Source organism: Thiobacillus denitrificans ATCC 25259, assembly GCF_000012745.1.
Lineage (GTDB): Bacteria > Pseudomonadota > Gammaproteobacteria > Burkholderiales > Thiobacillaceae > Thiobacillus > Thiobacillus denitrificans_B.
In genome coordinates, this window is record NC_007404.1 from 2,290,707 (window position 1) to 2,304,434 (window position 13,728).

Genomic DNA, 13,728 nt, shown 5'->3' on the forward strand with positions numbered 1-13,728 from the left:
CATGCGGGAATTCTACCCTGCGCCGGTTTCGTCCAGCGGCGCGTCGATGACGATCTGATTGCGCCCGCTGGCCTTGGCTTGATACAGGGCCCGGTCGGCACGGCCCAGCGCGTCGTTCATAGTGTCGCGCGACGTCCGGCGCAGCCACGTCTGCCCAGCGCTGATGCCGGTCTGGATATCCAGGCCCAAGGCAGCGAGCTCGCTGCGGAAATGGTCGGCCAGGCGCCGGTACCACAAGGCCACGCCGGCCGTATCGAGATCGGCCAGCAGGATGACGAACTCGTCGCCTGCCAGCCGCGCCGGCAGATCGGCACGGCGGGTCAGGGCCTTGAGCGTCTGCGCCAGCGCGAGCAGCACCTGGTCGCCGACACCATGGCCGAAGCTGTCATTGATGCGCTTGAAATAATCGATGTCGAGCAGCACCAGCGCAATGCGAAGGCCGCGCCCGGCGAATCCCAGCGCCTGCGGGAACCGCGTCTCGAATGCGCGGCGATTGGGCAAGCCGGTCAGCGGATCGGTCAGGCTCAGATGCTCCAGCTGCTCGCGCTGCGCCTGAAGCTGCAGGGCGATCAGGTTGATCTCGCCAGCCGTCGGCGCGAATTCGACGTAGTGCGGCACGATGGCCTGCACCGGCTCGCCATGCGCCAAGGCGGTCAGGGCGTCGCGGGTCGCGTCGATATCCCGCAGCATCGCCCGGCGCAGGTGCAGCATGCTCGCCTGCAGTAGCAGCAGAACGGCCAGCAGGGTCGCGCCACCGGCGATGAGCTGCGCCTTGCCGCTGTGCGTCAGGGTCTGACCCGGCATCCGCCCGACCAGCGTCCAGCCACCTTCCCCCACGTCCAGTCGGACCTCGTGGGCGGCGTCAGCCACCTCGCCGTTGCTGACGACGGTCTTGCCGGCGGCGTCGAGCAGAGTGAGGGTCTGCCCGGGATGGGCGGCCTCTTCGAGAATCCGCTTCAGGGCATCCAGTCGCATACTCAGAAGAACACCGCCCAGCAGCTCGTTATCGACCCCGCGCACGGCGGATACCAGGTCGAGATGGTCGCGGCCGCCGACGCCCCGCTGGAGGTGCAGTCTCCTGCCGCGAAGCGGTTGTCGGGACCGCAGTTCCGCGCGGCAGTCCGGGCCGATCCGCAAGGTCGTCCCGTCGCCCAGCACCTCACCCTCGGGCGTGAGCAAGGTCAAGCCGTGCAAGTCCGGGATCAGGGGCTGGCGCGACTGGACCCAGTCCTGCGGGGCGGGCGAGCCACCGAAGCGCAGCAGGTCCTCCAGCTCGGGATCGCGCGCCAGCTTGTCGACCAGGCTGCGATAGTGGTCAAGACGCCGCTTCACGCCATCCCGCGCGCTTTCGGCGTGTAATCGCAGCAACCCATCCCGGTTCTGGCGTTCGGCCTTCAGGCTGAACCACAGGCTCAGGCCCACCCCCCCAACCAGCATCAGCACGACCCCAAGCAGCAGCCATACGAAATGGCGCCGCAAGGAGGCGGTCGCGGCTCGGGCGGGCGCATGAGCAGGCATGCCGATCAGGCCCGCGACAGGGCGCGCAGCGCCTGGCGGATGGCCTCGCCGACCGCCAGACCGGCGGGGAGCTCGCGCACGGTCGCGGCCGTCTCGCGCTCGTTGTAACCGAGCGCAAGCAGCGCCTGGCGCACGTCGTCGGACGCGCCGGCGGACGGCACGCTGGCCAGGGCGCCGGCGAACACGGGCTTGCCCTTCAGTTCGAGCAGCAGGCGCTCGGCGGTCTTCTTGCCGATGCCCGGCACCTTGACGATGCGGCCGATTTCCTGCGCCGCGATCGCGGCAGAGAGGTCGTTCACCGAGAGTCCCGACAGCACCGACAGCGCCGTCTTCGCACCGATGCCGGAAACCTTGAGGAGTTCGCGAAACGCCGCGCGTTCGACCTCGCTGCCGAAGCCGTACAACAGGTGCGCGTCCTCGCGTATCGCCAGATGCGTGAGCAGCGCGACCTTCTCGCCGATGCCCGGCAGGTTGTAGAAGGTGCTCATCGGCACGTCGATCTCGTAGCAGACGCCATTGACGTCGACGAGCACCTGCGGCGGCTGCTTCGCGGCGAGCGTGCCAGTGATGCGGCCAATCATAAGTTCTCCATTTTTTTCAACAGGATATCCGCAATACGCGGCGACTGCACGGGACCGCGGCGCGCACCGCCGGAAGCGAACCGGCGCGAGGGCGAAAAGGGTGCGGAAAACAAGCGGCGGCTCAGACCAGCCGCCCGCCCTTGAGACGATAGCCCGCGGTCGACTGCGCGCCGAGGCGGCTGCCGTGGGCATGGGTGATCGCGCAGGCCAGCGCGTCGGCGGCGTCGGCCGTCGGCGCGATCGGCAGGGCGAGCAGCCGCTTGACCATTTCTTGGACCTGCGTCTTCGCCGCCTTGCCGTGGCCGACGACGGCCTGCTTGATCTGCAGCGCCGTGTATTCGGCGACCGTGAGGTCGTTCGAGACCGCCGCGCAGATCGCGGCGCCGCGGGCCTGCCCGAGCAGCAGCGTCGATTGCGGGTTGACGTTGACGAAAACGATCTCGACGGCGCAGGTGTCGGGCCGATAGGTCGCGATGACCTCGTTGATCCCGCCGAATAGTATGCCCAGGCGCGCCGGCAGGCTGCCCTCGCCGCTCTTGACCACGCCGCTCGCGACGTAGGCGAGCTTCTGCCCGGTCTGCTCGATCAGGCCGAAGCCGGTGAGCCTGAGGCCGGGATCGATGCCGAGGATGCGCAAAGACGCCTAGTCCGGCAACACGGCGTTGGTGTAGACCTCCTGCACGTCGTCGAGGCTTTCGAGCGCGTCCAGGATCTTCTGCATCTTCGCGGCGTCGTCGCCGGCGAGTTCGGTCTCGGCTTCGGGCCGCATCGTGATTTCGGCGACGGCTGGTTTGAAACCGGCTTTCTCGAGTGCCTCTTTGACCGCTTCGAAGGCCTTGGGGTCGGGCGAGGTCAGGACCTCGATCGATCCGTCGTCATTGGGGATCACGTCGTCCGCGCCGGCGTCGAGCGCGGCTTCCATGACCGCCTCTTCGCTCGCGCCGGGCTCGAGCACGATCTGCCCGACATGCTTGAACTGGAAGGCGACGCAACCGTCGGTGCCCATGTTGCCGCCGTGCTTGGTGAAGGCGTGGCGCACGTCGGCGACGGTGCGCGTCTTGTTGTCGGTCAGGCAGTCGACCATCACTGCTACGCCACCGATGCCGTAGCCCTCGTAGCGCGCCTCCTCATAGTTCACGCCTTCGAGCTGGCCGGTGCCGCGCTTGATCGCGTTCTCGATGTTGTCCTTCGGCAGCGACTCGGCCTTGCCTTTCTCGATCGCGAGGCGCAGGCGCGGGTTCATCGCTGGATCACCGCCACCCATCTTCGCGGCGACCGTGATTTCCTTGATAAGCTTGGTGAAGATCTTGCCGCGCTTGGCATCCTGGCGACCCTTGCGGTGCTGGATGTTGGCCCACTTCGAATGTCCTGCCATGTCGATTCCAACGCAATTTGAATAGCCGGAGATTTTACACCGTGGCCCCTTCCCTCCGTTTCGGCATCGACCTCGGCGGCAGCAAAATCGAACTCATCGCACTCGACCGCGACGGCCGGGAAATCCTGCGTCGGCGCGTCCCGACGCCGCAGGGCGACTACCCCGCGACGGTCGCCGCGATCGCCGCGCTGGTCGGCCACGCCGAATCGGGCTTGGGACAGCAGGGCAGCGTCGGCGTCGGAACCCCGGGCGCGGTCTCACCGGCGAGCGGCCGCATGAAGAACTGCAACTCGACCTGCCTCAACGGCCAGCCGCTCAGGGAGGATCTCGAACGCGCGCTCGGCCGCGAGGTCCGGGTCGCCAACGACGCCAATTGCCTGGCGCTGTCGGAAGCGACCGACGGTTCGGCGGCCGGGGCCGAGAGCGTGTTCGGCGTAATCCTCGGTACCGGCGTCGGCGGCGGCGTGGTCGTGCACGGCCGGCTGCTCCAGGGCGCCAATGCCATCGCCGGGGAATGGGGGCACTCACCGCTGCCCTATTTCCAGTTCGCCGGCGCGCAGGCCGACCGCGCCATGACTGGACACCATCCTGCGACCGGCGAAGCGATCGTCCACCCCTGGCCGCAACCGCGCGAACTGGACGCCGCCCCCGCCTGCTACTGCGGCAAGAAGGGCTGCATCGAAACCTGGCTCTCGGGACCCGGTCTCGCCGCCGACCACGTGCGCTACGGCGGCGAGGACCTGCCCGCGCACGAGATCGTGCAACTGGCGAACGCGGGCTACGGCCCATGCAGCGCGACGCTCGCGCGCTACGAAGAAAGACTTGCGCGCGCGCTCGCCGGCGTCATCAACCTCGTCGACCCCGACGTGATCGTGCTCGGTGGCGGGCTCTCCAATATCGCCCGGCTGTATGACACCGTGCCGCGTCTATGGCCGCGTTACGTGTTTTCCGATCGCGTCGACACCAAGTTCGTGCCGCCGAAATACGGCGATTCGAGCGGCGTGCGCGGCGCGGCCTGGTTATGGGAGTAGCCGGTTTAACTCGGTAGCATTGCGGCCGGCGCCCCAACCGCCCCGCGCCGCGCCGAGATTTCGCGCTCGGCGGTTTCGATCATGCCTTTTAACAGTTGGGTATTCTTGCCCATGATGTCCAGTGCCTGGCTGCGGAAGGCGTCCATGGCGTCCATTGCGCGCGTGGTGTTCTCGAAGGCGGCCTTCAGGTGATCGACGGCAATCACCGGAGCCGACGCAAACGCACCGGTTGTCTCGACATGCTTGCCGATCATCACCGAAGTTTGCTCGACCAGGTCGCCGATCGCCTGTGAACCGGCATTGAGCATGTCCATGACCTTGATTTGCGCGCCGGTCGCGCGCGCCACAGCCTGGGCGGTGGCGAGAGCGCTCATCCCGGTGGTGGCCATGCGGTCGCAGCCATTGACGAGCTCGCGCCCGGTCTTTTTCAAGATACCGATCTGGCGATAGGCGTTCACGTTGACCACTTGCTGCGCGAGCAGATCCGAATGCACCTGACGCACGTAGAACAGCACCTCCTGCTCCAGCGCCTCGGCCTTCAGGGGATTGGCCCGTTTCAACACCGACACTTCCGCGGCAAGCCGAACATCCAGTTTTTCCGCGAAGAACGCCGCTTCGCGAATGCGGCCCATCCCCTCCCACAACTGGCCTTCCATCTCCGCGAGCGCGGTCAGGTCGCGCTTGATTTCATCCTGCGCGGTCCGGAGCTCGCTCATCAGCATGGCGATCTCCCCGCCCGCCGAATCGAATTTTCGGAAATAGGCCTGCAGCTTGGTCCCGTAGGGGATGAGCCCAAAGAGCTTGTGCGCCGAGAGCAGGTCGCCGGCACGCGCGGGGTTGAGTTCCGCAAAGACGCCGCGTAGCTCGTTGATGGTCTTGAAAGCCAGGCTGTCGGAGAATCCGACGAAGCTTTTGTCCATGAAGCGCCCGGTCAAGGCGCTGGCGTTCGCAATCGACTGCCGTCCCAATGCATTGGCCGCGTCCAGCTTGACACGAAACTCCTCGCTGCCCAGATCGGCAGCCAGAAGCCCCTGGACGTAGCTTTCCACCTGCGCGGAAAGCGCGTTAGCGCGTTCGGGTTTCAACGTCACCAGGTCGTTGGCCTCGCTTTTGGCCACGGGGGCGAGAAGTTCTGGCGGAGACAACTCCATGGAGGGACCGGCTGCGGACAATGGCGCTTCCATATTCATTCTTCCAGCTCCGGTACGCGCTCAGTCTTGACGGAAGCGTTCGGCGTAAAAAGCGATGCGTCCAGCCGCGCGGACACCCCTTCCTTGAGGCCAACCTCGCTGAGCAGGGAGTCGATCAGCGGCTGCTGCGCTCGGTAGGCCAGCGCAGCCGATACGGCCTGCTCGGCGAGGTTGCCAGTAGCCGATGCGCCAAGCCCCGCACTGGCCGCGCCGGCGGCACTGCCGCGATTCAACCCATCCACCTGAATGATCTTGATGCCGTCGATGCGCTCGATCGGCTTGACCGAGGCGGCAATGATTTCGGGCAGGGCACGGATCAATTCCAGCTTGACGTTCATCGCGATCTGCTCGGGCGAGAGCACGTTGACGGCATCGTTGAGCTTGCGCTTGCCCTCGGCTTCGACCTCATAGTTGGTGGCATTCGCCTCGGCCAGCGTACGGATCGCCTGTGCGCGATCTTCGGCTGCCTGCCGCTCTGCCTCGGCTGCCACGGTCAACTCGATCGCCCGACGCTGGGCATCTTCGTCCGCCTTCACCATCGCCACCTGCTTTTCGCGTTCGGCACGTGCCACCTCTTCCGCGGTGACCACGCTTTGTGCCGCCTTGACCGATTCGGCACGCGCCAGGTTGGCCTGCGCCTCGGCGACCGACTGCTGCTCGGATTTCTGCGCGATGGCGATCGCACGTTCCTGCTCGGCGATCTCGATCGAGCGCTGCTGTTCGATCGCTGCGACTTTCAGCCCACGTTCGGCCTCGATCTGCCGCTGTTGGACGCTGCGGTCACGTTCGACCTCGGCTTCCTTGATCTGTCGCTCGGCGGTGATGCGCGCCTGTTCGGATTCCTGCTTCTTGGCTGCCTCGAATCCCGCCACCTGGGCACTCTGCTCCGCCTGTCGGTTGGCCACTTCCTGTTCTTGGGAGAGCACGGCAAAAGTCTGCTGCTGCGCAATGCGCAATTGCTCCTGCTTGGTCATGAAGTTCTTCTCGGCGATCTGCACCGCCGTGTCCTGCTCGATGTCATTGCGCTGTTTGGCTCGCAACTGGGTTTCTTCGGTGAGTTTGGTCAAACCCTCGGCATCGAAGGCATTGTTGGGGTCGAAGAACTGCATCGCCGTCTGGTCGATCCGGGTCAGCGAAACCGACTCCAGCTCAAGCCCGTTCTTCATCAGGTCTTCCTGCACGGTGTTCTGCACCGCCTGTATGAAGTCCTGACGCATGTCGAGCAGCTCCTGCATCGTCATCGACACGGCTGCCGCGCGCAGCGAATCGACGAACTTGTCCTCGATCAACTCCTTCAGTGCAGTCGGGTCCATTGTTCGTTGCCCCAGCGTCTGCGCGGCCTGCGCGATGCCCTCAAGCATGGGACGCACCCGCACGAAGAATGCTGCAACCGCGTCCACCCGCATCCGATCCTTGGTGAACAAGCTGTCCTTGCCGCTGCGCGCAACCTCCAGCTTCAGCGTGTTCATATTGACCGGAATGATCTGATGGAAGCCGGGCAGCACGATCGCGCCGCCGTCCATGACCACCTTCTGCCCGCCGAGCCCGGTGCGAACGAAAGAAAGCTCCTTCGAGGCGCGCTGGTAGAGGCGCACGATGATGATGCCAATGACCAGAATGGCCAGCAAAACGACCGCCCCCAGCATGAGCGCGGGATACAGATTTTCCAGCATGGTGTTGCTCCCTTTGGTGTGATTATTCGGTGATCGGATTGGGGGTGGCCTGATAGCGCCCAGCGCTCAACTCACGCAGCAGCAGCACACGTTCCCCGGCACCAAGATTGGGCGAGTCTGCGGCAGGCTCCACCATCACGTAGTGCGTCTGCCCATATTCGTCCTGAAAACGGGCTTCGGCGGATTTGCCAGGCCGAGCCTCCCCTGCCGTGACCACGGCAGTGCGCCCGACGAAACTGGATGCGGCGATCGCCGCGGACTCATCACGCGGCATGGCGCGAGAAAGCGTGAAACCGACCGCACGCGTCGCCGGTAGAGTACCAACCAGCGCCAGCGGTGATGCTGCAAGTGCAGGGAGCGCCTGTCCGAGTACCGCGGCCGCCACGCCTTGGAGCGCAAACCCCAGCAGCGAAAACAAGGTGAGAAATAGAACCAGGATCACCAGGAAAGGTAATCGTCCGACGTGTAACCAGGCCAAGCCTCCGCCATCCGGGGCCTCACCGACGAAGCCATCGACGACGGACGACAGCGACCCACCGACTGCGAGCGCGAACAATTCGAGCGCGCCGATGCCGACCACCACTACCAGCGCGGCCGAGAATAGCCAGTTCCCCTCGCTGAGCAGAAACTCCATCGATCCCCCCTTATGTGTTTTCTTTAAGACGTCGGCGTGTTCCGCCATCGCTGTGGGCGGAATCCACGACACTCACCATTTCGGGCGACGGGGGGTCAAACTTGAGTGCAAGCAACCCCGCACGCGGGAAATTCTCCCTAAACCGGATATCGCCTTCCGGATTGCTGTCCACCTGAAGCTAAGCGGCGAGCGCACGCCGCCCTATGAGCGGAAGTGTGCCGGTGGCCCGATCGCATGCAGCAACAATTCGGGAAAAATCAGTGCAGCTTGATCCGCGCCCGTGTCGGCGTGCTGATGAAATGCGCGTAGGTCGTGAGCGAGGTCTTGAACCAGCCGTGCAATGCGACCTGGTGCATCTTGTGCAGCGACCAGTACACGAGTCGGGCCAGCGCGCCCTCGATCATGATGCTGCCGCCGGTGAGTCCACCCATCAGGTTGCCGACGGTGGAAAAACGTCCGAGCGCGACCAGTGAACCGTAGTCGCGATAGACGTATTCAGGCAGGGATTTGCCGCGGAAGCGCCGGCAGATCGACTTGACGAGCATCGATGCCTGCTGGTGCGCGGCCTGCGCCCGCGGTGGCACGAAGCCGCTGCCGTCGGGCAGTGGGCACGCGGCGCAATCGCCGAAGGCGAAGATGTTGTCGTCGCGCGTCGTCTGCAGCGTCGGTCGCACGACCAGCTGGTTGATGCGATTGGTCTCGAGGCCGTCGATGTCCTTGAGGAAATCGGGCGCCTTGATGCCGGCCGACCACACCATCATGCTCGCCGGGATGAGCTTGCCGTCGGCAGTGACCATGCCGTTCTCGCGCACCTCGACGATGCGCTCGCGGGTATGCATTTCGACGCCGAGCTCGGCGAGGCGCTCGGCGGCGGCCGCCGACAGGCGCGGCGGCAATCCGGGCAGGATGCGGTCCGACGCCTCCACGATCAGAAGCTTCAGGCTCTTGTCCGGCTCGATCTGATCCATGCCGTAGGACGAAAGCTCGCGCGTCGTGTCGTGCAGTTCGGCGGCGAGTTCGACACCGGTCGCGCCGGCACCGACGATGCCGACCGTGAGCTGTCCGGGCGCGACGGCCTCGGTCTGGGTGTTGGCGCGCAGGCAGGCGTTGATGTGGCGGCGATGGAATTCGCGCGCCTGTTCCGGCGTATCGAGCATGATGCAATGCTCCTTGACGCCCGGGACGCCGAAGTCGTTGCCGACCGAACCGACCGCGATGACCAGCGTGTCGTAGCGGAAGCTGCGGCGCGGGATGATCTCGCGACCCTCCTCGTCGAAAGTCGGTGCGACGCTGACCTCCTGGCGTGCGCGGTCGAGGCCGTCCATGCGCCCGAGGCGGAAGGTGAAGCCGTGCCAGTGGCCCTGCGCCAGATATTCGAGACGCTCGGCGTAGGAATCGAGGCTGCCTGCAGCGACTTCGTAAAGCAACGGCTTCCACAGATGCGAGGGTGAGGCGTCGATCAGCGTGATGTTCGCGCGCTTCTTGCCTCCGAGCTTGTCGCCGAGCCGCGTCGCGAGTTCCAGACCGCCCGCACCGCCGCCGACGATGACGATTTCGTGTTTCTCTGTCACGTGTCCCCCTTTTGATAGGCGGCGATGATAACCGCAACATTAGCCGGCGCTTCTATAGGGCGCGGGCGGCGGCGGGAAGCCGTTTAGAATCCTCGCATCCGGGAACCAGGAGCCGCCATGACCGAACCCTTGCTCATCGCGAAAAGCGCGACCGCCGATCTTGTCCTGTTGCCGCAGATGGCCAACCGCCACGGCCTCGTCACGGGTGCGACCGGTACCGGAAAGACGGTGACCCTGCAGACGCTCGCCGAGCACTTCTCGTCGATCGGCGTGCCCTGCTTCATGTCCGACGTGAAAGGCGACCTCTCGGGAATCTCGCAGCCCGGCGGCGGCAACGCCAAGGTTGCCGAGCGCGTCGAGATGCTCAAGCTCGAGGGCTTCGAACACCGCGCCTGCCCGGTCACGCTCTGGGACCCCTTCGGCGAGGCCGGCCATCCGGTGCGGACGACGGTATCCGACCTCGGGCCGCTGCTGCTCTCGCGCATGCTCGACCTCAACGACACGCAGGCGGGCGTCCTCAATCTCGTGTTCCGCATCGCCGACGACAACGGGCTGCTGCTGCTCGACCTCGCCGACCTGCGCGCGATGCTCACTTTCGTCGGCGAGAACGCGCGGAAGTTCACGACCGAATACGGCAACGTCTCGGCCGCGTCGATCGGCGCGATCCAGCGCGGCGTGCTCGCGCTCGAGTCGCAGGGCGGCGCCGCGGTCTTCGGCGAGCCGATGCTCGACATCGCCGACCTCATGCAGACCGACCGCGGGCGCGGCGTGATCAACATCCTCGCGGCCGACCGCCTGATGCAGGCGCCGAAGATGTACGCAACGCTGCTGCTGTGGCTGTTGGCGGAACTGTTCGAGAACCTGCCCGAGGCGGGCGACCTCGACAAGCCCAAGCTCGTCTTCTTTTTCGACGAGGCGCACCTGCTGTTCGCCGATGCGCCGGCCGCGCTGGTCGAGAAGATCGAACAGGTCGTGCGCCTGATCCGCTCGAAGGGCGTCGGCGTCTACTTCGTGACGCAGAATCCGGCCGACGTTCCCGACAAGGTGCTGTCGCAACTCGGCAACCGCGTGCAGCACGCGCTGCGGGCCTTCTCCGCGCGCGACCAGAAGGCGGTGCGCGCGGCTGCGGAGACGATGCGCGACAACCCCGAGCTCGACGAGACGACGGCGATCACCGAACTCGGCGTCGGCGAGGCGCTGGTTTCCTTCCTCGACGCCAAGGGGCGCCCCGGCGTCGTCGAGCGCGCCTACATCGTGCCGCCCGAGGGGCAGATCGGCCCGATCAGCGAAGATCAACGCAGGCAGTTGATGCAGACCTCGCTTGTCGCCGGCGTCTACGACAAGGCCGTCGACCGCGAGTCCGCGCACGAGATCCTCAAAGCGCGCGCACAGCGTGCGCTCGAGAACGCGGAAGCCGAAGCAAAGGCGAAGTCCGCCGCGAGCCAGCCCGCAGGCGGCGGCATCCTGGGCGACATTCTTGGCGGACGCGGCGGCCGGCGCGAAAGCGCGGTCGAGGCGATGGCAAAGTCCGCCGCGCGCTCGATCGGCAGCCAGGTCGGCCGTGCGCTCATCCGCGGCGTGCTCGGGAGTCTTTTCGGCGGCAAGCGCTGAACGCCGAGCCTTCCCGAGGAGTCGCCGGAAGCCCCTCTCTCGTGAAGTCGTTTTTGACGTCGCCCCGGAGACGCGTCAGGCAAACAGCCTGGCAAGCTCGGCGCCCGGGTCGGCCGCACGCATGAAGGCCTCGCCGACCAGAAAGGTATTGACGCCGCGGCTGCGCATCGTATCCACGTCGGCCGGCGCGAGGATGCCGGACTCGGTGACGACGATGCGCTCGGGGCCTATCTTCGGCAGCAGCGAAAGCGTGGTATCGAGGCTGACCTCGAAGGTGCGCAGGTTGCGGTTGTTGATGCCCTGCAGCGGCGTGCGCAGCGTCAGCGCGGCGTCGAGTTCGGCGGCGTCGTGCGACTCCACGAGAACCGCCATCCCCAATTCATTCGCCAGCGCTTCGAGCGCCTGCATCGCCGGCAACTCGAGCGCGGCGACGATCAGCAGGATGCAGTCGGCGCCCATCGCGCGCGCCTCGTAGACCTGGTAGGCGTCGATCATGAAATCCTTGCGCAGGACCGGAAGCGTACAGGCCGCGCGTGCGGCCTTGAGGTAGTCCGCGCTGCCCTGGAAATATTCCGCGTCGGTCAGTATGGACAGACATGCCGCGCCGCCCTTTTCATAACTGGCGGCGATTTCCGCGGGCCGGAAGTCGGCCCGGATCACGCCCTTGGACGGACTTGCCTTCTTGATCTCTGCGATCACGGCCGGCCGGCCGGCATCGCGCTTTGCCCGCAGCGCGCCGACGAAATCGCGTGCCGGCGCGGCCGCCTCGGCACGCGCGCGCATTTCGGCGAGCGGCACCCGGGCGAGGCCGGCCGCGACCTCGGCGCGTTTGGTCGCGAGGATTTTTTCGAGGATGTCCGACATCGTGCTCACGCCTGCTTTGCCTGCGTCGAGTAGGCGACGAGTTGTTGCAACTTGTCGCGTGCAGCGCCGCTGCGGATCGCCTCGCGCGCCAGCTCGATGCCCTCGCCGAGCGTCGCCGCGCGGTCGGCGACGTAGATCGCCGCGCCGGCGTTGAACAGCACGATGTCGCGCGCCGGGCCCGGCAGGTCGTCAAGCACCGACAGCAACATGTCCTTGGCCTGCGTCGCATCCCACACCTTGAGCGCGTCGCTGCCGCAGGGCTGCAGCCCGAACTCGCGCGGGTTGATCGTGTATTCGCTGACCTCGCCGTCCTTCAGTTCGCCGATCAGGGTATCGCCGGCGAGCGTGATTTCGTCCATGCCGTCGCTACCGTGAACGACCATGACGTGGCTGCTGCCAAGGCGTTGCAGCACGCGCACGAGGATGCCGACGAGGTCGGCGTGGAAGACGCCGAGCAGTTGATGCGGCGCGTTCGCCGGATTGGTCAGCGGCCCGAGAATGTTGAAAAGCGTGCGCACGCCGAGTTCGCGGCGGACCGGCGCCGCGTGCCTCATCGCGCCGTGGAAGTTCGGCGCGAACATGAAGCCGATGCCGATCGCGTCGATGCTCGCGGCGACCTGCTCGGGCGTGAGCGCGAGGTTGACGCCAAGCGCCTCGAGCACGTCGGCGCTGCCGCTCGTCGATGAGACCGAGCGGCCGCCGTGCTTGGCGACCCGCGCGCCGGCAGCTGCGGCGACGAAGGCCGCGGTCGTCGAAATGTTGAAGGTGTGCGCGGCGTCGCCGCCGGTGCCGCAGGTGTCGACGAGATGCTCGCGCTGCTGCACCGGTACCTCGAGCGCGAACTCGCGCATGACCTCCGCCGCCGCCGCGATCTCGCCGACAGTCTCCTTCTTCACCCTGAGCCCGGTGATGACGCCGGCGATCTGCACGGGCGTGAGCTCGCCGCGCATGATCTGGCGCATCAGCGCGAGCATCTCGTCGTGAAAGATTTCGCGCTGTTCGACCAGGCGGGTCAGCGCCTGCTGCGGCGTGATCATCGCGTTCCCTTCAGGAAGTTCTTCAACATCGCGTGGCCGTGCTCGGTCAGGATCGATTCGGGATGGAACTGCACGCCCTCGACCGCAAGCGTCTTGTGACGTACCCCCATGATCTCGCCGTCGTCGCTCCAGGCCGTGATCTCCAGGCAGTCGGGCAGCGATTCGCGCTCGATCACGAGCGAGTGGTAGCGCGTGGCGCGGAAGGGATTGGGCAGGCCCTTGAAGACGCCCGCGTCCAGATGCTCGATCATCGAGGTCTTGCCGTGCATGAGTTCCTTCGCGCGCACGATCCTGCCGCCGAAGGCCTGACCGATGCTCTGGTGCCCGAGGCAGACGCCGAGGATCGGAATCCGCCCCGAAAATTCCTTGATCAGCGGCACCGAGACGCCGGCTTCGTTGGGCGTGCAGGGGCCGGGCGAGACGACGATGTGGTCGGGCGCGAGTGTCGCGATTCCGGCGAGGTCGATTTCGTCGTTGCGCACGACCTTGACCGCTTCACCGAGCTCGCCGAAGTACTGCACAAGGTTGTAGGTGAAGCTGTCGTAGTTGTCGATCATCAAAAGCATGGCTGTCCTTCGGCTCGCGGCACCCGCGCTCGCGCGCGCCGCCGGACCGGAAATTATAGCTGCGCGGCCCGCCGGCC

At 66.1% G+C, this 13,728-nt stretch carries 13 protein-coding genes; 2 read left to right on the forward strand and 11 right to left on the reverse strand.

The genetic code is table 11. The features are described 5' to 3' along the window. Positions 1-12: 12 nt before the first annotated feature. The 4 genes from TBD_RS11110 to TBD_RS11125 all read right to left on the reverse strand — a co-directional run bounded on the left by TBD_RS11110 (position 13) and on the right by TBD_RS11125 (position 3,474). The gene (locus TBD_RS11110) at positions 13-1,479 is read right to left on the reverse strand and encodes a GGDEF domain-containing protein (RefSeq protein ID WP_238376449.1); all 1,467 of its coding nucleotides are present in this window, start codon (positions 1,477-1,479) and stop codon (positions 13-15) included. A gap of 44 nt (positions 1,480-1,523) precedes the next feature. Further along, on the reverse strand, positions 1,524-2,099 hold the full coding sequence (gene ruvA / locus TBD_RS11115; RefSeq protein ID WP_011312725.1) for a Holliday junction branch migration protein RuvA: 576 nt from the start codon (positions 2,097-2,099) through the stop codon (positions 1,524-1,526). 121 nt (positions 2,100-2,220) lie between these two features. Next, complete coding sequence (ruvC, locus tag TBD_RS11120; RefSeq protein ID WP_011312726.1) at positions 2,221-2,736, reverse strand: crossover junction endodeoxyribonuclease RuvC; 516 nt, start codon at positions 2,734-2,736, stop codon at positions 2,221-2,223. A gap of 6 nt (positions 2,737-2,742) precedes the next feature. Continuing rightward, positions 2,743-3,474: a YebC/PmpR family DNA-binding transcriptional regulator gene (locus TBD_RS11125; protein ID WP_011312727.1), complete on the reverse strand. Its 732-nt coding sequence runs from the start codon at positions 3,472-3,474 to the stop codon at positions 2,743-2,745. A 41-nt stretch (positions 3,475-3,515) separates the two neighbouring features. Here TBD_RS11125 and TBD_RS11130 point away from each other — a divergent pair, with 41 nt between their 5' ends. Further along, complete coding sequence (locus tag TBD_RS11130) at positions 3,516-4,505, forward strand: ROK family protein (RefSeq protein ID WP_011312728.1); 990 nt, start codon at positions 3,516-3,518, stop codon at positions 4,503-4,505. A gap of 5 nt (positions 4,506-4,510) precedes the next feature. On the opposite strand, the gene TBD_RS11135 is transcribed toward TBD_RS11130, so the two are convergent. From TBD_RS11135 to TBD_RS11150, 4 genes are all read right to left on the reverse strand, one after another. After that, on the reverse strand, positions 4,511-5,695 hold the full coding sequence (locus TBD_RS11135) for a toxic anion resistance protein (RefSeq protein WP_011312729.1): 1,185 nt from the start codon (positions 5,693-5,695) through the stop codon (positions 4,511-4,513). Then, positions 5,692-7,368 carry a flotillin family protein gene (locus TBD_RS11140; protein ID WP_011312730.1) on the reverse strand — a complete coding sequence of 559 codons (1,677 nt, stop codon included), beginning with the start codon at positions 7,366-7,368 and terminating at the stop codon, positions 5,692-5,694. The genes TBD_RS11135 and TBD_RS11140 overlap by 4 nt, the downstream gene beginning before the upstream one ends. A 22-nt stretch (positions 7,369-7,390) precedes the next feature. Continuing rightward, positions 7,391-8,002, reverse strand: coding sequence for a YqiJ family protein (locus tag TBD_RS11145; protein ID WP_011312731.1), 612 nt, complete (start codon positions 8,000-8,002; stop codon positions 7,391-7,393). Between the two features lie 257 nt (positions 8,003-8,259). Then, positions 8,260-9,573, reverse strand: a complete 1,314-nt coding sequence (locus tag TBD_RS11150; protein WP_011312732.1) for an NAD(P)/FAD-dependent oxidoreductase — start codon at positions 9,571-9,573, stop codon at positions 8,260-8,262. A gap of 117 nt (positions 9,574-9,690) precedes the next feature. Here TBD_RS11150 and TBD_RS11155 point away from each other — a divergent pair, with 117 nt between their 5' ends. Next, positions 9,691-11,184, forward strand: a complete 1,494-nt coding sequence (locus TBD_RS11155) for a helicase HerA-like domain-containing protein (RefSeq protein ID WP_011312733.1) — start codon at positions 9,691-9,693, stop codon at positions 11,182-11,184. A gap of 75 nt (positions 11,185-11,259) precedes the next feature. Here the strand turns inward: TBD_RS11155 and trpC are convergent, their stop codons facing one another. From trpC to TBD_RS11170, 3 genes are read right to left on the reverse strand one after another with little or no spacing between them, the layout of a single operon-like run. Continuing rightward, entirely contained in the window at positions 11,260-12,048 is a 789-nt protein-coding gene (gene trpC, locus TBD_RS11160; RefSeq protein ID WP_011312734.1) for an indole-3-glycerol phosphate synthase TrpC, read from the reverse strand. Positions 12,049-12,053: 5 nt separating this feature from the next. Then, the gene (gene trpD / locus TBD_RS11165) at positions 12,054-13,085 is read right to left on the reverse strand and encodes an anthranilate phosphoribosyltransferase (protein WP_011312735.1); all 1,032 of its coding nucleotides are present in this window, start codon (positions 13,083-13,085) and stop codon (positions 12,054-12,056) included. After that, a complete protein-coding gene (locus tag TBD_RS11170) occupies positions 13,082-13,651 on the reverse strand; it encodes an anthranilate synthase component II (RefSeq protein ID WP_011312736.1) in 570 nt (189 codons plus the stop codon). The genes trpD and TBD_RS11170 overlap by 4 nt, the downstream gene beginning before the upstream one ends. Between the last annotated feature and the right edge of the window lie 77 nt (positions 13,652-13,728).

Coding starts and splice junctions, on each gene's coding strand:
- TBD_RS11135 (WP_011312729.1), bottom strand. CDS start 5,695: ATGAATATGGAAGCGCCATTGTCCGCAGCCGGTCCCTCCATGGAGTTG.
- TBD_RS11125 (WP_011312727.1), bottom strand. CDS start 3,474: ATGGCAGGACATTCGAAGTGGGCCAACATCCAGCACCGCAAGGGTCGC.
- TBD_RS11140 (WP_011312730.1), bottom strand. CDS start 7,368: ATGCTGGAAAATCTGTATCCCGCGCTCATGCTGGGGGCGGTCGTTTTG.
- trpD (WP_011312735.1), bottom strand. CDS start 13,085: ATGATCACGCCGCAGCAGGCGCTGACCCGCCTGGTCGAACAGCGCGAA.
- TBD_RS11145 (WP_011312731.1), bottom strand. CDS start 8,002: ATGGAGTTTCTGCTCAGCGAGGGGAACTGGCTATTCTCGGCCGCGCTG.
- TBD_RS11170 (WP_011312736.1), bottom strand. CDS start 13,651: ATGCTTTTGATGATCGACAACTACGACAGCTTCACCTACAACCTTGTG.
- trpC (WP_011312734.1), bottom strand. CDS start 12,048: ATGTCGGACATCCTCGAAAAAATCCTCGCGACCAAACGCGCCGAGGTC.
- TBD_RS11155 (WP_011312733.1), top strand. CDS start 9,691: ATGACCGAACCCTTGCTCATCGCGAAAAGCGCGACCGCCGATCTTGTC.
- ruvA (WP_011312725.1), bottom strand. CDS start 2,099: ATGATTGGCCGCATCACTGGCACGCTCGCCGCGAAGCAGCCGCCGCAG.